Raw genomic sequence first — 518 nt, forward strand, 5'->3', positions numbered from 1 at the left:
TATTACGCCGAAGGCACGGAAAGCGTCACCGTGTCTTTGGGTGACATTGCCGGGACCGTCGTGAACACGTATGAAGCCGTGACGGTTGACGGCAGTGTCAACAACACGATCCTGGAAGATACCGGTCCTGCGGGCGCTGACGACACCGTCTATGTCATCGTGGAAGCGTCTGACGATGTGGAAGAGTCTGACGGGGCCAGCATCCATTTCACCATCAAGCTGGTCGACCAGCACGGCGACCCGGTGACCGTGCCTGACAACGGCAGTGTCACGGTTGACCTCAAGCTGCTCGGTAATGCCACTGCTGCTGACTTTGATGACGGGTTTGCGTTCCCTGACACCCTCACCATTGACGCCGGCAACAGCCAGTCCGACGTGATCACCGTCCCGGTGAAAGACGACAACCTCAGTGAGCGCCATGAAAGTGTCGTGGTCGGGGTCACCGGTATCCAGCAGACCGGCTTTGAGAGCGTCACCGAAGCCCAGATGGTCGACGGTAAGCCACTGGCCGGCGACGC

The 518-nt window shown here is 59.7% G+C and carries 1 protein-coding gene; it reads left to right on the forward strand.

Translation table 11 applies throughout. The features are described from left to right. The coding region (locus tag GCE9029_RS26675) for a hypothetical protein (RefSeq protein WP_197475451.1) at positions 1-518 on the forward strand (518 nt) is incomplete at both ends.

Source organism: Grimontia celer, assembly GCF_900055185.1.
GTDB classification, from domain to species: Bacteria; Pseudomonadota; Gammaproteobacteria; order Enterobacterales; family Vibrionaceae; genus Enterovibrio; species Enterovibrio celer.